Here is a 20,054-nt window from a genome sequence, read left to right on the forward strand (position 1 = left end):
TCGTCCGAGGTGAACGACACATGCGCGCCGGGCTCCTGGCCCAGGACCCGCTGCTCCTCCTGCGTACGCGCGAGTTCCTGCTCGGCCCGTCGGGAGACGTCGTCCTGGATCAGCCGGTCCAGGCGGCTCCCGGAGCCCGGGCCGGAAGCCGAGCCGGAACCCGTACCAGGGGACTCCGTTCCCCCTCCGCGGCCGGACCCGGCGGCGGGGCGGTCGGAGTCCGACGCCGGGCGCTCGATCTGCTGTTGGAGTTCGTGGCGCAGCGCGGCGCTGTTCTCGTCGGGGGTCCGTGCCGTGGCCAGGCGCTGCTCGGCCTGCTCCAGTTGCCGTTGAGTCTCCCGTACGACCCCTTCCGGCGCACCGGATCGGCGCTCCTGGGTGAGCTGGTCGCGCAGGTGGCTGACTTCCTCCTCGTGGGCACGCACCTGCGCCAGCCGCTGCTGCTCGGCGACCTGCCGCTGCTGCTCCCGCTCGGCGAGGTAGCCCGAGAGCTGCTGTTCGGCGGTCCGCGCCTCCTGCGGGCTGCCCGCGGCCTCCACCCGCCGTATCAGCTCGGCCTCGCGCGGGTCCTGGTGCGACCCGTCGCCGCGCAGTTCCTCGAACCGCCGCATGAGGTCCTCATGCGCCGCCGCGGCGGCCGGCCCCGCGCCGCCACCGCCCTGCTGACGCAGCCGTTCCTCCAACTGCCGTGTCTGCGCCTCGATCTGACGGTCCGTGTACTGCTTGAGCTCCTGCTGCGCCTGGCGCGCCTCCTCCGGCGTACGGGCGTTCTCCACCTGCCGCACGAGCGCCGCACGATGGGCGTCCGCCTCGGGCGCGCCGCCGGGGCTCAGCGCCGTACGCAGCTCGGCCAGCCGCCGCTCCACCGGCGTCGAGTTGTTGAACCTCGCCTGCGCGTCGAGCGCCTGCTTGCGCTCCTGCGGCGTCGTCGCGGCATCGACCCGCTGCTGCAGCACCTGTTGTTGGTGCACTCCCAGTTCGTGGATGATCCGGGATCGCTCCTGCGGGCTCGCCGCGGCGTCGAGCCGCTGCCGCAGCTCGACCTCGCGCGGGTCCTGTGGCGTACCGCCGTTCATCCTGTCGAGGCGTCGCAGCAGGTCCTCGTCGGCCGCGTGCGTACGGGAGTCCTCCTGCGTGTGCAGGCGCTCGGCGAGGGTCTGCTGCTGCTCCTGGATCTGACGGTCCGTGTACTGCTTGAGCTCCTGCTGTGCCTGGCGCGCCTCCTCGGGCGTGCGGGCGTCCGCCACTTTCTGCACGAGTTGCTCGCGCTGTGGGTCCTCGGCGGGCAGCAGGCCGTCGCGCAGGGTGTCGAGCCGCCGCTCCAGCGGCGCCACCTGGTTGTGCGCGACCAGGTCACGAAGCGCCTGCTCGTGCTCCTCCGGCGTGTTCGCCTCCAGCACCCGCTGCAGCAGCTCCTGCCCGCGGGTGTCCGGCAACGCCCGGCCGCGCAGCGCGTCCAGCCGTCGCTCCAGTTCGGTCTCGGCCGCGCCCTGGCGCACGTCGTCGATCCGCCGCTGCAGGTAACGCTGGTCCTGGAACTCCCGCAGCCCCTCCCGGGCCTGCGCCGCCTCCTCCGGCGACCGCGCCGAATCCTCCAGCGCGACCGTCCGGCGCCGCATGATGTCGGACTCGGGGTCGGACTGAGCCAGCCGGTCCAGACGCTGCTGCATCTGCTGGTGCCACTCCAGGTCCTTCTGCAGCGCCTCCCGCGCCGTCGGGTCGCCGACCGTGGCGATCTCCCGGCGGATCTGCTCCGCAGCCGGGTCGAAGGTGCGCGGGCCGTTCTCCGAGACCACCTCGACCGGAAGGTGGCGCTCGACGAAGTCGGTGTACTCCTTCAGCGCGCTGTCCAGCAGGGCCGGCTTGCCCGTCCGCTGCGCCCGCTCCACGGCGTCCACCTGGTCACGCCAGGCGCCTTCCGCCACCCCCAGCTCACGCAGCCGGGAGAATCCGCCCTCCACATGGGTACGGAAATCGGTGAGTCGCTGATCGAGGATTCCGTGCTCGACCGTCGTCCGGAACGCGTGCAGGCGTCGGGCCGCCTCGGCCCAGTCGCCCGACCCGGCCGCCTCGCGCACCGAGTCGGCGTGCGGCCGCCACTGCGACTCGGGCAGCCCGGCCGTCCGCGCGATCGTGCTGAGCTCGTCGACGCGGCCGCGCACCTGCTGCAGGAGCGGAGCCGACCTCCCGGTCGGAGCGGAGGGAAGGTCCGTGACCAGCGCGCGCGGCGACGGGTCCGGCAGCACGGACGCGTCGAACGGCTTCGGTGCGTCCGGCAGATCCAGGTGTTCCTCGGCGGGCCGCTGCCCGGCCGTGTGCGGCGACGGGTCCGGCATCGCGGACGCGTCGAACGGCTTCGGAACGTCCGGCAGATCCAGCTGCTCCTCCGTGCCGGGGTCCGGCGCGGTCGCGTGCTCCTCGGACGCCTCCCCCGAGCTGCGCTCCTCGGCCGCCTCCCCAAAGCTCTGCCCCGGCACCTGTCCCGGACTCTCTCCGGGCACCTGTCCCGAAGCCTCGTCGGACACCGAAACCGGATGCTCGAGGGCGCCGGGTTCGACCTCGCTCTCCAGACCGTGCTTGAGCGCCTCCGCGAACGACTTGTCGACCGTGGGCACGTCGATGTGCTCCGCCGACTTCTCGCCGTGCAGGGTGTGGCCATGGGTGATGGCCCCGCCCAGCGCCCCGGCCGCGGCGCCCAACCCGAGGTCCTGGCCGGCGCCGAAGACGAGATTGGACGCCTCGGCCGTGCCGAGACCGGCCAGTGCGCCTTCGACTGCGTTGCCGAGCAAGGACTTGGAGAACCCGGGGGCCAGGTGGCGCATGAGCTGCCCCATCCCACCGCCTACGAGCCCACCGAGGGCCCCCATCTCCGCCGCGCTCTTGGTGGCGTTCCAGTCCCAGTGGGTGCGGTCGCCCTTCAGGAACTGGAGGACCTGCACCGCGACGTCCATGCCGACCTGCATCACGATCGACGTGATGACCGCGATGAACAGCTCCCGCAGGATCGTCTGGACCGCGAACCGGCCCATGGTGACCACGGCCGGAACCGCCGCCGCGCCGAATCCCGTGGCCGTCAGATACGCGATCTCCGCGGCCATCCACGCCAGCTGCAGGATGATCATGTACTTCGCGTACTCGATCTCCAGCGCGATCTCCTGCGCCATCTGCCCGAGCTGCGCAGCCGACGTGGCCATCACGGGCAGCGTCGAACTCAACTGGTTGACGAACTGCCCGAACTGCTCCGCCGGAGCCCCGGCCAGACTCTCGAACGTCGCGGCGGTCGCCGGACTGAGTTCACCGAGCAGCTGGTTCAGCTCCTGGGCCGTGGCGTTCCACACCGCGCCCAGTTCCGCGAGGTGGTCCTCGTTCCCGGTCGGAAACTCCTGTCCGACGGTCAGCTTGGCGAAAGGCTGCAGTTCCGGCGGAATCATGATGCTCATGCGTTACTGGGCCTTTCCACCGGAGAACTGCTGAGGCACGTCAGGAGCGCGCGGGGCCGTGGCTGTGCGAACCACCGGACGGCTTCGCGTCCCCGACGGGGCCCGAGTGCGTGTCGGTGCCGCGCTGGAGGCCGTGCGCCGTCGCCTTGGCCTGCTCCTCGGTCTGGTGGAATCCCTTCGCCATGGTCTCCAGACCATCGGCCGTGCTGTCCAGCACCTCGACGATCCCCTGCAGCCCTTCGACCATCTGGTCGCGAGGGGTGACGTACTGCTCCGCGAAGGCCTTTCCCATCGGGTCGTCGCCCCAGCAGTCGCCGAGCTCGTTCATGCGCGTCTCCAGTTGGCTGAGGACCTGCCTCATCTGGTCGGAAAAGGCCCGCACCTGAGGGGCGTTCTTCGCCAGACGGTCGGGATCCACAGCGAAGTAGTCGGAAGACACTGCGATCTCCTGTCTCATGTCGACTCAACGGGGAAATTCCGGGGATTCCAGGGGCTCCGGGGGCTCCAGGGCTCCGAGATCCCGGGTTTCAGGGATCCCGGGGTTCTCAGGCGAGCGGAGGCCGTGCGATCCGCGGACCGCTCGCGCCTCGGCCGGGGCGACCGTTGGTGACGTACTCCTGAACCTCTTCCGCCATGGCCGGCGTCTCCGGCAGCAATCCGCCGAAATCGGCCTTGCCCTGCAGAAGATCGACAGCGGACATCCCCGCGGGAAGGTGACCGGACAGCACCTCGGCCGCTGCCTCTACGGCGGTGGCCCGGGCCTTCTGGATGGTCGAGACGAGCATCTGCGAGAGCTCGGCAGGGGCCATGCGCTTGTAGGCGCCGGTGGGGAACTCGATCGCGGTCACCTCGCCCTGCGAGTTCACCGTGACCTTGAGGGCCTGCCGGGGAGCCGTCGCGCTCGCCTTGACCTCACGCATCCTGCGCTGCAGGTCGCCGATCTGGGCCCGCTCCCTGCGGTATGCGCCCAGCAGTTCCTCGATGTGCTGGTCATAGGGACTACTCGGCACGTTGCTCCTCTCTCACACCTGTCGTCACGCGCCCCGTACTGCCAGGGACGCCGGCCGCGCCTTCCGCGCGGAGTTCGTGAAAGACAGGAAACATGGCTCTCCCGGGCCGCGGAAACGGATGGGCCGATGGGTGACCCGGCGGACACCGACCTCTGCCCCAACGACCAGGTGCGGCGGAGACGGCGGGAGGTCCCGGTACGCTCCGCCGCACCCTTGGGCGGCGCTGGACGGTCAGCCGAGCATGTCGGCCTGGTCGGGGACGGCGCCCCAGGAGTCGGCGCCCTGCCTCAGCAGGTCGGCGATGCCGTGGCCGCTCTTCGCCTCGTCGCCGCCCTCCTCCGTCTCCTCCTCCTGCTCGTCCTCCTCCTCGTCATCAGGCACGTCCGCGGTGCTGAGCAGCATCCCGGCGTACGCCGTGACCGGCATCGGCGGCTGTTCGGCGGCTGCGGCCTGGGAGCGGTCGGGCCGCCAGGTGGCCAGGGCCGGAGCGGTGACAGGCTCGGCGGAGCTGCTGTCGGGGGCGGGGGCCTGCGGGAAGCCGAGCCCGGCGGCGAAGGCCGCGCCGTCCTCGTCGCTCCACCCCGGATCCCGGGCAGCGGTGTCCTCGTCGTCCTGCTGGTGCTGCTGCTCGTCCTCGTCGGCGCCCATGCCCGCCTCGGGCGCGGCGCCGTCCTGGTCGCTCCACCCGTCGTCGTCGCTGAGGACGTACTTGGGCAGGAGCTCTTCCTCCTCCTCGTCCTCGCTGCGGCGCCCGCCGAGCGCCCACAGCATCGCGGGGTCGGAGGCCTCCCAGGCGCTGGTGTCCTCCACGGTCTCGGCACTGCGGACTCTCGCGACACGGTCCTCGGCAAGCTCGTCCGACGCCGCGGACCCGGCACCGCGGAGAATCGCCCCGCCGGCCGGAGCCCCCTGTGTCTCGCTCGGCAGGTCCTCGGTTCCGGGATCGGCCCAGCCCTTCTCGGTGTCCCCCAGCAGCCCCGAGGAGTCCGAACGCTCGTCGCCGCCTTTGGAAGCCCCGCCGGGCATCCCGTACGGCGGCATCATGCCCCCTCCTGTCGGCACAGCCGCTTCCTCTGATGCCGCAGCCGCACCGAGACCGGCCTCCCCGGCACCCTCCTGCGCACCGGCGACCGTCTCGCCCTCGGGGGGCACCGACGCCCCGGCAACCCCCACGCGCGCGGCGGTGGGCAGCAGCCCCGGACGCACCGCGGCGGGCTCGTCCACGCCGTCCTCCTGGGTCGCCGGGGACACCGGTGGCACCGGCGGTGTCGCCGGGGTCGGCTGAGCGGCCCCGGTCAGCGTGCCGGGCAGAGGAAACAGAGCGGGAACGGGCACCGCGTCGTCGTGCTCGTCCTTCTTCTTGGGCGCGGGCATGCCGACGCCCGTGGCGCCGGGGAGCGTCACACCATCGACCTCGGCATGCGGCGACACCGTCGCACCGGTGCTCTGGTGCACCAGTCCGGGACCGCCCGCGGACGCCCCTCCGGACGGGGCGACCTCGCCGTCACCGGGTACGTCGCCGTGCGCATCCGCCCACGGCTCGACCCCGCGCGCCACCAGTCCGGAGGCGTCGGAACGGTGCTCCTCCTTCGGCGCACCACCAGCACCCGGCGCCATCGGCATGAACGGCATCCCCGCACCAGCACCCTCCGGCACCGCCCCCGGGACGGGAGTCGCGCCCAACGACACACCGCCGGCGCCGATGCCGCGCACCCCGCCACCGCCGCCGTGACCCAGCGAGTCGGCCGGCACAGGGGAAACAGACGCGCGCGGCACCGACCCACTCGGCACCGACAGGTGCGGTACGGATCCAGCGGGGAGCGACCCCTCGGGCAACGGCACCACCGACCCCGGCACAGACCCGGCGGGCACCGGCACATGCGGCACAGACCCGGCGGGCAACGACCCGTCAGGCAGCGGTGCCACCGACCCGCTGGACGCCGACTCGTGCGGCACAGCCCCGGCCGGCAGCGACCCATCAGGCACCGACACATGCGACACGGACCCGGGGGCCAACGCCCCCTCGGGCAACGGCGCCACAGACCCGCTGGACACCCCGCCAGCGCCTTGGCCGGGCATCACCAGCCCGGGCCCGCCGGCGCCGGCACCCGCGGTCGGCGACAGCTCACCCTCAATGGGCGACACCGCACCCTTGCCCGACCACGGCTCAACACCACGCGCCACCAAACCGGACGCATCCGAACGCTGCTCCTCCTTCGGCGCACCACCAGCACCCGGCGCCATCGGCATGAACGGCATCCCCGCACCAGCACCCGTACCCACACCGGCACCCGCCCCCTCCGGAACAGACCCCAGCCCAGGAACCCCACCCAACGACACACCACCAGCACCAGTCCCGACACCGGCACCACCCACACCACCATGACCCAACAGGTCAGACGGCAACGGCGAAACAGCCGCGGGTGACACCGACCCAGAGGGCACCGACAAGTGAGGCACGCTTCCGGAAGGCAACGACCCACCCGGCACCGGCCCATGGGACACAGATCCGGGCGACAACGACCCCTCGGGCAACGGCGCCACAGAGCCAGGCAATGACGCACCCGGCACCGCCGCATGCGGTACAGACCCCGAAGCCAACGCCCCCTCAGGCAACGGTGCCACCGACCCGCTCGGCACCGATCCAGCACCCTGACCCGGCATCACCAACCCAGGCCCGCCGGCCACAGCACCCGCGGTCGGCGACAACTCACCCTCCACCGCCGGCACCTCGCCCCTGCCAGCCCACGGCTCAACACCACGCCCCACCAGCCCGGACGCATCCGAACGCTGCTCCTCCTTCGGCGCACCACCAGCACCCGGCGCCATCGGCATGAACGGCATTCCCGCACCAGCACCAGCATCAGCATCAGCACCCACACCGGTACCGGCCCCCTCCGGAACAGACCCCAGCCCAGGAACCCCACCCAGGGACACACCACCAGCACCAGTCCCGACACCGGCACCACTCACGCCACCATGGCCCAACAAGTCAGACGGCAACGGGGAAGCAGAGACGTGCGGCACAGACCCAGAGGGCACCGACAAGTGAGGCACGGATCCGGAAGGCAAAGACACACCCGGCACCGACACATGCGACACGGACCCGGAGGACAACGACCCCTCGGGCAACGGCGCCACCGGCTCCGGCCCGGATCCAGCGGGTGCCGACGCGTGCGGTACAGCCCCGGGGACCAACGACCCCTCAGGCAACGGCGCCGCCGTCCCGCTCGGCACCGATCCAGCGCCGTGGCCCGGCATCACCAACCCAGGCCCGCCTGCCACAGCACCCGCGCTCGGCGACACGTCACCGGTCACCGGCGACACCGCACCCCTACCCGACCACGGCTCAACACCACGCGCCACCAGTCCAGAAGCGTCCGAACGGTGCTCCTCCTTCGGCGCACCACCAGCACCCGGCGCCATCGGCATGAACGGCATTCCCGCACCAGCACCAGCACCAGCACCAGCACCAGCACCAGTCCCCTCCGGAACAGATCCCAGACCAGGAACCCCACCCAACGACACACCACCAGCACCGTGGACCCCGACACCACCCACACCGCCACGACCCAACAAGTCGGACGGCAACGGAGAAACAGACCCGCCCGGCACCGACACGTGCGGCGCGGATCCGGAGGGCAGCGACCCACCCGGCACCGACACATGGGACACAGACCCGGGGACCAACGACCCCTCAGGCAACGGCGCCACCGACTCGCTCGGCACCGATCCAGCGCCCTGGCCCGGCATCACCAGCCCAGGCCCGCCCGCCACAGCACCCGCGGTCGGCGACAACCCACCCCCCACCGCCGACACCGCGCCCTTACCCGCCCACGGCTCAACACCACGCCCCACCAGCCCGGACGCATCCGAACGCTGCTCCTCCTTCGGCGCACCACCAGCACCCGGCGCCATCGGCATGAACGGCATCCCCGCCCCCATGCCAGCACCGGCCCCCTCCGGAACAGGCCCCAGACCAGGAACCCCACCCAACGACACACCACCAGCACCAACACCCGCACCGCGCAACCCGACGCCGCCCGCACCCCCATGACCCAGCAAGTCAGACGGCAACGGCGAAACAACAGACGGCTGCGGCAAAGACCCCGAGGGCACCGACACATGCGACACGGATCCAGCGGGCAACGACCCCTCAGGCAACGGCGCCACCGACCCACTCGGCACTGACCCAGCACCCTGACCCGGCATCACCAACCCAGGCCCGCCCGCCACAGCACCCGCGGTCGGCGACAACCCACCCCCCACCGCCGACACCGCGCCCCTGCCCGACCACGGCTCAACACCACGCCCCACCAGCCCGGACGCATCCGAACGCTGCTCCTCCTTCGGCGCACCACCAGCACCCGGCGCCATCGGCATGAACGGCATCCCCGCCCCCATGCCAGCACCGGCCCCCTCCGGAACAGACCCCAGACCAGGAACCCCACCCAACAGCACACCACCAGCACCAACACCCGCACCGCGCAACCCGACGCCGCCCGCACCCCCATGACCCAACAAGTCAGACGGCAACGGCGAAACAGCCGGCGCCGACCCACCCGGCAGGGACCCCATCCCCACTGAGCCGCCGGTCGCCGGCAACCCGCTCGTCGGCGCATGTGACGTGAGGGACACGGGCTTGATACCGGCGAGGCCGCTGCCGGTCGGCACGCTCACTCCGCCCGCGTTGACCCCTTGCGGGTTGGGCAGCAGGCTCCCGACCTTGCCGCCCTTCAACAGGTCCGACGGCATCGGCGCAGGAGAACCGAGTGCGGGCGACGTACGCCCGTCGGCAGCGCCCTTGCGCTGGTTCGGCGAGATGGGCGGCAGGGACATCGCCACAGGGCCGGACAAGCCCGACGTGGGCGACAGCCCCCCACCGGCGGTCGGGACGGAGCCGAGGGAGACGGGCTTGATACCGGCGAGGCCGCCGACCGGCACGCTCACGCCACCCGCATTGACACCCTGCGAGGTGGGAAGCACGCCCCCGAGCTTGCTGCCCTTCAGCAAACCCGACGGCATCGGCGACGGAGAGCCGACCGACGGTGACGAGGGCATGCCCTTCATGGCGGGCGCCGTCGGCAACGTCGCGTCCGGCGCGGCGCCAGGGTTGAGGGCCGCGTGCATCGCGGGGTCCAGTTTCCCGGGGAAGGGTGTGGGTGACGGCATGGACCCCGGCAGGGGCGAGTTCACCGGCGCCGAAGCCAACTTGGTCGATGTCACCGGCGAGCTACCCGGCAAGCCCATCGGCGGCGACCCCAGCACCGGAGAATCGACCGGCGCACCACCCGGAGCGCCCAGCGGGTCCTGCACCGGCGCCGAGGCCAACTTGGTCGACGTCACGGGCGAGCCACCCGGCAACCCCATCGCCGGCGCCCCCAACACCGGCGAGTTCAGCGGCGTACCGCCCCCAACACCCGACGTATCCGGCAAGCCCGACGCACTCGGCGCACCCGGCAGCGCGGTCCCTCCGGGTCCCCCCAGGGAGACGGGCGTCGGGGACGGCAACGGGGGCACGGATATCGGGGACGAGGGCCCCATGGGCGCGGATATCGGGGACGAGGACAACTGGGGTACGGATACCGGCTGCGAGGACCCCGGGGACGGGGACAGCGAAGGCACGGATACCGGGGACGGGGGCACCGAGTGGATGGTCGGCGTGGAGGGCGTGTTGATGGGGGGGAGAGCGACGCCGGGGTGAACATCCGGCAGCGGAGCGATCTCCGGCGGCGTGAGATTGGGGTTCGCACCGCTGGTCGGAGACGTGATGTTCGCCGGGGAGACCTGGCCGAGCGCGCGCGTCTGGACGGAATACTGCCGGGCCAGCGAGTGCAGCACACCGCGCATGTCGTCCGTCATCATCTTGACGATCTCGGGCTTCTTGCTGACCGGAATGAGCCCGTTGTCCATCGGCTCGACGCCGAGGTTCAGCGCCTGCTGCGCGTACCAGTGGTCGATGGTGGCGATGTTCGCCTGGGCCACCGCGAGGTTGTTGCCTGCATCGACGAGGGTCTGCGCGACCGATGCGCCCATACTGCCCCCGGACAGCGCGTTGGCGCCGGACGCCACCTGCTTGGAGAAGGTCTGCATCATGGTCATGAAGGAGTCCGCCGCAGCGCCCTTCCACGGGGCGTCCTGGTGGCCGGCCAGCGCGTTGGCCTGCGCGACGATGTTCTGCGAGACCATCTGCAGGACTTCCTGCACGAACTGGAAGGTGTCACCCGCGTCATAGAGGCTCTGCGGGGAGACCACACTCTCCGCCCGATGCGCGTCCTGCTGGGAAGGAAGGTTCGAACCACCGACGATGACCGCTTCGATCTGTTTCCAGTTCCAGGTGTCGTAGTCATTCGTGGACCCCATGACGGCGTTGTTGCCGAAGATCCCGGAGGTGTCCGACTCCTGGGTGGTGTTGCCGGTGTTGTAGTTATTGCTGTCGGGTTTCCATCCCATGGCGTCCAAGCTCCCGTTCGTGCTTGTATGGGCCAACGCCTATAGCGGCGTCAGGTACACACGCACCTGACGCCGCCCGAGGCAGCCGTACGGCTTGTTCTCATCCGCCAGTGCCCATCTTGGTGAAATCGCCCTGTGCGGACTGCATCGCATTGTTCAGATCCTCGGCCGTCATCTTGGCCTCTTCTTCGGTGGTCTTGTACTTGGTGCTCAGCTGACGTATGCCGGTGCTGAGGTCTGCCAGACCCTGGCCGAGATCGTGGAGCATCTTGAGGTATTTGTCCTGGAGCCCCGAGTCACCGTTGGCTCCGCACGTGACCTGCCGGAGTGCGTAGCCGTCGTAGAAGGCGCCGGGATTGACCCGTTCAAGCTGCATGAGCTTTTCGTACGCCTCCTTCACCGGCCCGGCCAGCTTCTCCATGTTGTCGGCGAAGAGTTCCATGGACGGCGTGTCGACGGAGGTCTTTCTTCCGTCGGCCGAACCGCCGGGAACCGACGGTGGCGTGGGGTCGAAATGACGCGGTCCGGGTCGGGTGTCCGGCGCGTGGAACGTCGTCGGATCCCACTCCTTGGGGGACGGCTCGGGCTTGTCTTTGCCGTACGAGCCGCCGTTGTCGCCCCAGTCGATGGAACCGTTGTCCGGCATCAGCGGCTCCAGATGTTGACGCCGGACCTCTCACCATCGGCGTAGTGGCCGGTGATCTGGTTCAGTGCGTTCTGGGCGTTGACCGCCTGCGTGGCCATGTCGGCGGCACCCTGCGCCCAGATGGTGCGCTGCTGGTCGAACAGGTCGCGCGCGCCGCTCTCCCACTCGATGATGGACTTCATCGTGCCGGTCTGCAGCTCCTGCAGGAAGTCGTTGATCTGCCGGGATATGGTGCCCATCTGGGTGACCGCCTGCTCGAGGCCGTCAAACTGGAGGCTGTAATCCGCCATTTCTTTCTCCTGTTTCTTTTCCGTGCAAACTCTTGAATGTGACTGTTTCTCAGAACCCGGGAAGGCGCGGCGCGGTGATTCCGGCAGCGGCCTGCTGGGCGCGTTCGATGGTCACCTGGTTCGTCTGGTCCAACACGCTGGTGTTCTGGCTCAGGGCGTTCTCCATGCCGTTGAGCACCTGGATCACCTTGTTGAAGTCGACGAGCCAGTTCTGCAGCGCCCGGTCGAATGCCTGGTAGGCCTGGCCGGTCCACACGGACTGAATGTTGCTGACCGTCTGGGACATCGACCTGTACTGGCTGTCGAAGTTGGAGACGCCATTCGAGAAGACGTTGATGGCACTCCGGAGTCCGGCAAGGTCGACCTGTGTCATGTTGCCCGCCATGGAATCCTCCTGCTCGGGGTTCGAGTTCCTGGTGGAACCTTGTGCTCATACCTTCTCGGAGCCCGGGGGCGAAAGGAATGGCATTCGGCGTCCCTTGCCCCGTCCACCAGCGATCGTTGCCCCGACGACTCCCGTCAGGCGCCCGCGCCCGCACTCGCCAGAGCCGGGCTGCCCTCCTGCCCGGGCACCTGACCTGCGCCGACGGGCCCGGCGGCGTCCTCACTCGGGGCCGGCCGGATCGCCGGAGACTCGGCCGCGGCCAGGCGTTCGGCGAACCGGTGCGCGCCGTACGCCCCGGCCGGCGGAGGCGAGTCGGTGAAGTGCTCGGCGAGCGAGCCGCGCACATGGTCCTCGACCGTGAATCCGCGAACGGTCAGGTAGCGCAGGGAGAGTTCCGCCAGCTCCGCTCCGGAGTAGTCGGCGAACGGCAGGTACTCGGCGAAACACGTGGCCAGTTCGGAGCCCGGGCGCGCGTTCAGGGCATCGGCGAGGGGCGACTCCTCACCGCAGAGCACCAGCGCGACCTCGGCGTTGGCCGCCGCGGCGGCGCGCAGGGCGCCCGTCACGGCGCTGCGCTCCGCCTCCGGGCGGGCCAGGAACTCCTCGTCCAGTTCGAGCAGCAGCAGCCCGCCCGCGGCCTCGTCGAAGAGGGCTGCGGCGTATGTCTCGGCCTGCTCCCGCCAGCGCGCCGGGAACGCCGAGAGGGCCTGCCGGTGCACCGCGCCGGTCGCCAGGAGGCCGTGCTCGGCGAGGCATCGCGCGTACAGTCCGGCCACGGCACTGCGACCGCTGCCCTGTTTGCCTGCGAACACCAGGTTCATCAGCCCCGCGACCGGCTGGCCCTTCCGGTGCAACTCCGCGAGCCCGGCGAGGCGTTCGAGCAACGAGGTGCGGACCGTCTGAAGTCCGACCAGGTTCGCCAGGCGCCGACTGCTGCGCGGGGCCGGCTGCGGGGTGCCCCCGGAGCGGGGTGCGGCGGGCTCCGCTCCAGGCGCTGTTTCCACGTCGTCGGCCGTCAGACGCGTGAACTCGCAGTCGGCCGTGGGTGGTTGCGTGGCCAGCCGGGATGCCTGCCGGTTGATCATCGACTCGAACAGCTGGCGGGCCACGCGGCCGTTGCCGAAGGTCGGGCCCTTCGGGATCCGCTCGAAATAGGAGGTGAGGGCGTCCAGCGCGGAGTCGGTGAGCTCGTAGTAGTGCTTGCCGCACAGGCCCCGGACGATCGTCACCAGCTCGTCCACCGAGTAGTTGGGGAACTCGACGGTCCGCGAGAAGCGTGACGCCATGCCGGGGTTGGAGGACAGGAACTGGTCCATCTGCTCGGAGTAGCCGGCGACGATGACCACGATCTCGTCGCGGTGGTCCTCCATGAGCTTCATGAGGGTCTCGACGGCCTCCTGGCCGAAGTCGGGGCCGCTTCCCTTGGCCTGGCTGGTCAGGGTGTAGGCCTCGTCGATGAAGAGCACACCGCCGATCGCCTTGGTGAAGACCTCCGTGGTCTTGATGGCCGTGGCGCCGATGTACTGCGCGACGAGGTCGGCGCGCGCGACCTCCACGATGTGGCCCTGGCTGAGGATGCCGAGTTCGGCGAGGACCGCGCCGTAGAGCCGGGCCACCGTGGTCTTGCCCGTGCCCGGGGGGCCGGCGAACACCAGGTGCCGGCTCATCGGGGGCATGGGCAGGCCCATCTCCTCCCGGCGCTGGGCCATCTTGTTGAGGTTGATGAGGCCGGTGACCTCCTGTTTGACGCTCTCCAGCCCGACCAGCGCGTCCAGTTCGGCAAGCGGGCCGGTGCCGGTGTGCTGCGCGGCCTCCGGCGCGCCCGGCTCCTGCGCGCCACCCTCCGGACGCTGCTTCCCCTTCGGCCCGGACTTGTTCTTCCGGTCGCCGCCGGTCAGGTTGGCGGCCGTGAACCGCGGGTTGTCCCGGAGCTGGTGCACCTGCCGGCCGCCGTTGTCCCGCACCTCGCAGTCGCGGACGAGGACGGTCTCCTCGGTGTTGGTGCGGACGCCGTCCCCGGCGTTGTCGAAGATGGTGCAGTTGCTGACCTCGGCCCGCGCCTTGGCCTGGATGTTGAGGCCGTGCCCGCGGGCACTGTGCACCCGGCACCCGATCGCCGTGACCGATCCCCCGCCGGTCACCCGCACGGCGTCGGTCCCGGAGCCGGCGATCTCGCTGTCGCGCAGGGTGAGCGTCGCGCCGGTCCCGATGAGGATCTCGCAGCCCTGGAGCCTGGCGGACACCACCTCGGCGGAGCCGTCGGTCACGCAGATCCCGGAGCCGCCGGAGGTGCGCAGGCGCAGCCCCTGGAAGGTACCGGTCCCCTTCTCGGCCAGCTCGACCGCGTTCGCCCGGTCGGTGGTGATCTCACTGTCCCGCAGGGCGACCTTGGCACCTCCCGCCACCCGCAGTCCGACGCCGGCGCCCTCGGCCACCGTCAGCCGCTCCAGTTCGGCGGTGGAGCCCTCCGCGACGACCACCGCGGCCTGGGCCGCCTCGCGTACGGACAGCAGGCTCAGGTCGGCCGTGCTGCCGCCGTCCACGGCGACGCCCACCGACGCCTGCGTGATCTCGCAGTTCTCCAGCCGGGGCCGCGACTTCCCGGTGATCCGGACCGCGGTGCGGCCGGGGGCGACGACATGGCACTCCTTGAGCAGCGGACTCGAACCGCCGGCGATGTGTACCGACTCCGCACCCGCCCCGGAGAACCGGCATCCGGCGAGGGTGATCCGGCCCTTGCCGGTGAGGTACGCGTCCACGCTCACGCTGTCCGTCACGGTGAGGCCCGAGACCTCGGCCGCACCGTTCTGCTCGACGACCAGCGCCGGCTTGCCGCTCTCGGTGACCGTCGTGTCCTTGATCTGCGCGCGCCCGTGTCCGTTGACGCAGATCCCGTTGCCCGCGGCCCGGTCGACGACGCTCTCCCGGACCGTCAGCCGCCCGCTCTCGGCAACCACGATGGACGACGAGCGGGTCTCCTTCACGACGGTCCGCTCGACGGTGTTGCCACCGGCCGAGGTCACCACGATCCCGGCGCCCTGTGCCTCGTCGATCCGGCAGTCCCGTGCCACCAGTGTTCCCTGGTGCCACGCCAGGATCGCCGTCCAGCCGGCGCCGGTGATCCGGCAGGTGTCGAGTGCGGCCTCGCCGCGCCGGATCTCGACGGCGGCCGTGTCGTCGTCCCCACCGGACATCGTCAGTCCGGAGAGGTGCACGGCCTCGGCGTCGATGACGACGGCGCTTCCCGAGCCCACCCGGATGAGCACCTCGCCCGCGCCGCTCTCCGCGGCGATGGTCACCATGCGGGTGATGACCAGCGCTTCCTCGTACGTCCCTGCGGCCACGGTGATCAGCGCGCCGTCGGAGGCGGCCCGCAGTGCCTCGCCGATGGACTGGTAGGCGCCGGGTCGGTCCCGGGAGACCAGCAGGACCTGCCTCGTCATGGCGTCGTTCCCTTCCTCGGTGGTGCGGTGTCGCTGCCGCGCCGTGTGGCACTTCGGTCGGTGAGGATCAGCCCCGGTGGATGGCGCAGCGCGCCGACGGCGGTCGCCGGGAGCCGTACGGCGGGTTTGCTGTCCAGCCACTCGGTGGCGGCCTGCTCCAGCCGGGTGAGGGCGATGTCGTCCAGCGGGAGGCGCCGGAGGTCGACGTCCCCCTCCGGGCCGATCTCCGGCCCCGTCAGCTCCCGCAGCAGCAGCACGCGCCGTTCCCCGTCGCGCACCCCGAGCACCTTGAAACTGGTGCCGGGCAGGTAGCAGACCCGGTCGGGGGCGGTCGGGTCGAGCAGCGCGGTACGGCGCGCGGTCATCGACCAGATCATGACGTCGACGTCGCCGGGCAGGTCCGCATGCGCGGTGGTCAGCGCGGAGCAGAACGCCCACTCGGTGACGACCCGGCGCTTGCCGTACCACTGCCACTCCGCCTCGCTCAGGGTGGTGCGCAGCATCGTGGCACCGCGGTAGGAGGGCAGTCGGCGCAGCCCTGACGCCACGCAGCGAGCCAGCGGCACATGAGGGCCGACGGCCGCGCTGCGCACGGCGCCGTCGATCCGCTCGGTTCCGCCGGACAGGTACAGCCGGACCGCGACCAGGTCGGTGACCACGTCGTCGGCCGACTGCCGGGATCCGCCCCGCAGGCCGGGCGACTCGGACAGCACCCGCGCCACGTGGTTCGCGGCGGCGTCGTACTGCTGCTGGAAGGTCCGCCGCAACCAGGCGCGCTCCTGCTCGATTCCACGCTCCGGGAGGGCCGCGCAGGCTTCGGCGGTCGGCACGGGCTGCACGCGGACCGCGGACCGCTCGGCCTTGGGCGGCGCGGCCGGCGTGGCAGCCGGCGCGGGTGCGGGCCTCCCCGAAGGGCTGGGCTCAGGAGCAGCCGTCGCAGGAGGTACGGGGGATGACGCCGGTGCCGGTGACGCAGGGGGTGGCGGCGAGGTCCGCGGCGCCCGGTGGGTCGCGGGCTCGGGGTCCACGGTGGCGGGAGCGTCGACCCCGTCGGACGGAACCTCGGCTCCACCGGTGGACGCAGGATCGGCCGGACCGCCGGAAGGGCCCTCGGCCGAGTCGGCAGGCGCGGGGCCGGACGGCGGGGCGGACTCCAGGCGGAGGGTCCGCGGGCGGATGGGCGCCGGTGGGGGCGGCGGCGCCTGCGCGGTTCGTGTGTCCTGCGTCGCCGGACCGGTGAGCGGGGGCCCAGCCGCGCCGGGCGCCGGCTCCGCCCCTACGACGTCAGGGATCGGAGCCGGCGCCTCCTCGGGGACAGCCCCGGGCCCGTCCGTCGCGTGTTCCGGTACGGAGCCGACATCGGGGGCAGGCAGCACACCGCCGCCTCCGGGAACTCCACCGCCGGCTCCGGGCCCCCCACTCGCAGGTCCGGTCAGGCCTCGCGCAGGATCAGACGCTCCCTGCGCCGGATCAGCCCCACCAGCCGCACTCGCCTCACCAGAGCCGGCTCCACCAGCCGCACTCCCCCGCGCCGATGCCGCCGTTCCACCCGCAGCCCCCGAGGACGAGCCGAGCCCCCCGGGGCCCGCAGGCACCTCGGCCCCCGCGAACCCGCCGGAGCCCGCAGAACCCGGTTCCGCAGCCACCGGCACCGGCCCCGCGCCTGGCACCCCGCCCACGCTCCACGGCGCTCCCGCACCCCACCCCGCGATGGAGCCCCCGCCGGAGTCCGTCTCGGGGATGTGCTTCGGGGCAGGCAGCACCCGGCAGCGCTCGCCGAGCACCGGATCGAGCCCTCGCCGTACCTCTTCGGCCAGCGCCCGCATCCGCTCCGCCGACTCGCGGGTGCCCGCGTCGAAGTGGATGACCATGCGGGCCGGGTCGGCGGGTACGCGGTACACCGCCGGGGCGTCGGCCGTCGCTGTCGGTGGACGCAGCCACAGACCGCTCTGGGTCACCTCCAGCACGGCGTCGGGCGTGTACCGGTAGACGCCCGGGGAGACCTCCGGCAGTCCGTCCACCGGCGAACGGCGGCCACGCAGCTCGGGCGGCAGCGCGACGCCACCGGTCGCACCCGCGGGACGGTAGACCAGCTCGCGCACGAGGGCGGGCGGGCCGGGCGTGCCGTCGGCGAGCGGAACGCGCGGTCGGAGCCCGTCCGTACCCGGCTCGGGGGGCGTCGGCAGTCCGGCGTAGACGGTGATCTCATGGCCGAACCGGTCGGCCAGCACCTGACCGAGTGCGCTGCCCTCCGGCACGGCGACCGGCCCGTAGGGCGCGAAGCGCACCAGCGGCCGGGCGTCCGGCGCGACGCACCCCCAGAATCGTTCGATGTCCTTCAGCGACAGGTCCGGGCCGCCCGGGCAGCCCAGTACCACGGTGAGCCGGTCGGACTGGCTGAGCAGGCAGACCGCCAGCCGCCTGCGGTGGACGTCCTGATGGCCCTCCCGCTGGTCCGATCGCCTGATCCAGATGCCGGCGGGCAGGGGTTCGGCCGTCGCGTCCGCGCCGGTCGCGAAGGAGCGCTGCGGTACGGCCTCGTCCCAGTCCGGCACGGGAAAGCGGCGCGAGACCCGCGCGACGCGCTTGTGCGACACGAGCCGTGACCAGGCGGAGGGGTGGCTCGGGTGGAAGCCCAGCCAGCCCGAACCGGAATCCTCCGGGACGAAGAGCACGCCCCCGGGGGCGGGAAGCATCCAGCCGTCCGGAGCGAGCACGGTCCGCTCGAGCCGGTCGGCCAGGAGTTGCCCGACCTTCTGCGCGCTCGCGCGACACGGCCGTCCCGTGATCAGCCGGAAGGACCGCCCTCGGCGTCTGAGCAGTCGGGCGACCGACTCCCAGTCCTCGGCCGGCGGGTCCTCCGGGAGGTCGACGACGACCAGGGTGTGCTCGGGGTCCTGGGCCAGTCCGCCGACGAAGGCACGCACCTGTGGGTTGAGCTTCCCCTCGGGATGGACCAGCAGCGCGTCGCCGATGCTGCGGCACTCCAGAGGCGTACGGTTCACGTCGCTCGGCCCTCGCTCCAGTTGCACCATGTCGCGCCCCCTAACCGGCACGGGCCGTGACGGCGGCCCTGGCCCTGTTGGTGTCCAGCGTCGGGCCGGTGGGCGCCAGGTCGAGCAGTGGCCCGGGCAGGGTCCGCACCTTGGCCTGGCCGTATCCGAGCGCCGTGAGCGCGTTGCTGTCGGCGAGCGGGTACTTCTCGCCGGTGTCGGTGATCAGGAAGATCCGCGAGGCCGAGTCGGTCGTCTTCCGCGCCGTCCCTGCCGTGACGAGCAGGCCCTTGGCCGGGGGCACGTACAGACCGGAGGGCCGTGGACCGGCGACCGGCTCGGTCACGACCGAGCCGCCGCTGGAGCTGTCGGCCTGCTGCAGCACGCACAGGGCCGAGTCGCCGGGATCGAAAGCCGGCCTCGACAGGAGGTCGGGCACGGCGGTCAGCAGGGAGCGATCCCGCGAGAGCGGGGCCGCCGCGATGTCGGCCGCGCTCACCTGCCGCGGCGCGCTCATGCCGGGTACGGCGCTGAGCAGGGCGAACTCGGTGCGGTTGACCGGGGCGAGACCGTCGGAGCGCAGGACGTACATCTCCTGCGCGCCGGCGGCCGTGGTCTGGAACAGCTGTCCCACCTTCGCGGAACGGCCCGCGACCGACCGGCCCGGGGAGCCCGCCGCGGGGATGTGCGGGGCGCTCAGCGTCCCGCCGGACGGCACCTGGGCCAGCCACGCCGCGGAGACCGGGACCGTCGGCTGCGCCATCAGGCCGAGCGCGACCAGTTCGCCACGGGAGCGCAGCGTGAGCGTCCGGCCGTTCCACAGGATGTACGTGGTGTGATCCGGTCCCGAGAGCAGGATCCGCCGGTTGCCCGGGACAGGAGTGGCGCGGCCGGCGGGGGCGAGGTCCACCAGCGTGTGTGCGCTGCCGGGCGGCAGGCACACCGCGCGGTCTCCGGAGAGCAGGTCGGCGGCGCCCGGCACGTCGTCGGGTGCGCCGAGGATGCCGAGCTGCGGGCCGCGCCGGACATCCGCCAGGGACTCCCGTGCGACGGAGACGGTCTTGCCGCCGTTCCCGGCGGCCAGCAACGCCGAGGCGTAGTTGGCCATGGGGTAGAGCTGCTGGTCGATGTAGAGGTACCGGTTGCCGGTCTCCTGCTCGATGACGATCGCCCCGGGACTGCGCCAGGCCGTGCTCTGCTTCGGGCTGATCAGGCCGTAGACGGCGAAGCCCGCGGCGAGCAGGGCCGCGACCAGCGCGCCGAACTGCACACCGAGGCTGCCGCGCCGCATGGGGACCTCGACCGGGCCGGGGTCACCGGCCACCAGTGCCGACACGAGCCGGCCGACGGCGAACCGGTGTGCCTGGACGTGATCGCGTCGATTCTGCACCGCA

General features: G+C 71.8%; 12 protein-coding genes (1 of these 12 running past the window's edge). 2 read left to right on the top strand and 10 right to left on the bottom strand.

The window, feature by feature from the left end; genetic code table 11:
• The 4 genes from ACFY1U_RS12720 to ACFY1U_RS12735 form a co-directional block, all read right to left on the bottom strand.
• Positions 1 to 3,440: the 5' portion of a hypothetical protein gene (locus ACFY1U_RS12720; RefSeq protein ID WP_390694136.1), read on the bottom strand. The gene continues 25,111 nt to the left of window position 1, outside the view; 3,440 of the gene's 28,551 nt are visible here — the first part of the coding sequence; it begins with the start codon at positions 3,438 to 3,440; the stop codon falls past the left edge of the window.
• 40 nt (positions 3,441 to 3,480) lie between these two features.
• The gene (locus ACFY1U_RS12725) at positions 3,481 to 3,879 is read right to left on the bottom strand and encodes a WXG100 family type VII secretion target (RefSeq protein ID WP_390694137.1); all 399 of its coding nucleotides are present in this window, start codon (positions 3,877 to 3,879) and stop codon (positions 3,481 to 3,483) included.
• Positions 3,880 to 3,985: 106 nt separating this feature from the next.
• Positions 3,986 to 4,450: a YbaB/EbfC family nucleoid-associated protein gene (locus tag ACFY1U_RS12730; protein ID WP_390694138.1), complete on the bottom strand. Its 465-nt coding sequence runs from the start codon at positions 4,448 to 4,450 to the stop codon at positions 3,986 to 3,988.
• A 231-nt stretch (positions 4,451 to 4,681) separates the two neighbouring features.
• Positions 4,682 to 6,202 (bottom strand): hypothetical protein, encoded by a 1,521-nt coding sequence (locus ACFY1U_RS12735; protein ID WP_390694139.1) that lies wholly within the window; start codon positions 6,200 to 6,202, stop codon positions 4,682 to 4,684.
• A 3,223-nt stretch (positions 6,203 to 9,425) separates the two neighbouring features.
• Between ACFY1U_RS12735 and ACFY1U_RS12740 the strand changes: the two genes are divergently transcribed.
• The gene (locus tag ACFY1U_RS12740; protein ID WP_390694140.1) at positions 9,426 to 10,154 is read left to right on the top strand and encodes a hypothetical protein; all 729 of its coding nucleotides are present in this window, start codon (positions 9,426 to 9,428) and stop codon (positions 10,152 to 10,154) included.
• 66 nt (positions 10,155 to 10,220) lie between these two features.
• On the top strand, positions 10,221 to 10,685 hold the full coding sequence (locus ACFY1U_RS12745) for a hypothetical protein (RefSeq protein ID WP_390694141.1): 465 nt from the start codon (positions 10,221 to 10,223) through the stop codon (positions 10,683 to 10,685).
• A gap of 318 nt (positions 10,686 to 11,003) precedes the next feature.
• On the opposite strand, the gene ACFY1U_RS12750 is transcribed toward ACFY1U_RS12745, so the two are convergent.
• From ACFY1U_RS12750 to eccB, 6 genes are all read right to left on the bottom strand, one after another.
• A complete protein-coding gene (locus ACFY1U_RS12750) occupies positions 11,004 to 11,549 on the bottom strand; it encodes a hypothetical protein (protein WP_390694142.1) in 546 nt (181 codons plus the stop codon).
• Entirely contained in the window at positions 11,549 to 11,839 is a 291-nt protein-coding gene (locus ACFY1U_RS12755) for a WXG100 family type VII secretion target (protein WP_390694143.1), read from the bottom strand. The genes ACFY1U_RS12750 and ACFY1U_RS12755 overlap by 1 nt, the downstream gene beginning before the upstream one ends.
• Before the next feature lie 49 nt (positions 11,840 to 11,888).
• Positions 11,889 to 12,224 (bottom strand): WXG100 family type VII secretion target, encoded by a 336-nt coding sequence (locus ACFY1U_RS12760; protein ID WP_390694144.1) that lies wholly within the window; start codon positions 12,222 to 12,224, stop codon positions 11,889 to 11,891.
• A 134-nt stretch (positions 12,225 to 12,358) separates the two neighbouring features.
• Entirely contained in the window at positions 12,359 to 15,667 is a 3,309-nt protein-coding gene (locus ACFY1U_RS12765) for a right-handed parallel beta-helix repeat-containing protein (protein ID WP_390694145.1), read from the bottom strand.
• Positions 15,664 to 18,672 carry a hypothetical protein gene (locus tag ACFY1U_RS12770; protein WP_390694146.1) on the bottom strand — a complete coding sequence of 1,003 codons (3,009 nt, stop codon included), beginning with the start codon at positions 18,670 to 18,672 and terminating at the stop codon, positions 15,664 to 15,666. The genes ACFY1U_RS12765 and ACFY1U_RS12770 overlap by 4 nt, the downstream gene beginning before the upstream one ends.
• A gap of 40 nt (positions 18,673 to 18,712) precedes the next feature.
• The gene (gene eccB, locus ACFY1U_RS12775) at positions 18,713 to 20,050 is read right to left on the bottom strand and encodes a type VII secretion protein EccB (RefSeq protein ID WP_390694147.1); all 1,338 of its coding nucleotides are present in this window, start codon (positions 20,048 to 20,050) and stop codon (positions 18,713 to 18,715) included.
• Positions 20,051 to 20,054: the final 4 nt, after the last annotated feature.

Origin of the sequence: Streptomyces sp. NPDC001351 (assembly GCF_042896045.1) — a bacterium.
GTDB lineage: Bacteria > Actinomycetota > Actinomycetes > Streptomycetales > Streptomycetaceae > Streptomyces.

Excerpts from the sequence above, each read along its gene's own strand:
- ACFY1U_RS12755 (WP_390694143.1), bottom strand. The coding sequence starts at position 11,839 with ATGGCGGATTACAGCCTCCAGTTTGACGGCCTCGAGCAGGCGGTCACC.
- ACFY1U_RS12760 (WP_390694144.1), bottom strand. The coding sequence starts at position 12,224 with ATGGCGGGCAACATGACACAGGTCGACCTTGCCGGACTCCGGAGTGCC.
- ACFY1U_RS12750 (WP_390694142.1), bottom strand. The coding sequence starts at position 11,549 with ATGCCGGACAACGGTTCCATCGACTGGGGCGACAACGGCGGCTCGTAC.
- ACFY1U_RS12765 (WP_390694145.1), bottom strand. The coding sequence starts at position 15,667 with ATGACGAGGCAGGTCCTGCTGGTCTCCCGGGACCGACCCGGCGCCTAC.
- ACFY1U_RS12745 (WP_390694141.1), top strand. The coding sequence starts at position 10,221 with ATGTTCGCCGGGGAGACCTGGCCGAGCGCGCGCGTCTGGACGGAATAC.